General features: G+C 44.1%; 1 pseudogene. It reads right to left on the bottom strand.

What is annotated here, in order from left to right:
- Nucleotides 1-227, bottom strand: a pseudogene (locus KV696_RS09800) (LEA family epithelial adhesin); the annotation flags it as partial.

Genomic DNA, 227 nt, shown 5'->3' with positions numbered 1-227 from the left:
ACAACCTTCTCATCTGGTTTCACTGGGGTGAAGTCTTCGATAACTAGGTCTTTTCCTGCGATTGGATGACTGATCTTAGTGCTTGGATCGGTAACTGTTGCAGTTCCATCGTCCCCTACTGTGACAGTCTTACCTGGGTTCTTCGCTTTGACCTTATCTTCCACTTGTTTTTTCTCTTCTGGAGTTAAGTGGGATTTGTCTTGAACAACAACCTTCTCATCTGGTTT

This window comes from Streptococcus humanilactis (assembly GCF_019448275.1).
Classification (GTDB): domain Bacteria; phylum Bacillota; class Bacilli; order Lactobacillales; family Streptococcaceae; genus Streptococcus; species Streptococcus humanilactis.
This window is presented reverse-complemented; position numbering and strand designations above follow the sequence as displayed.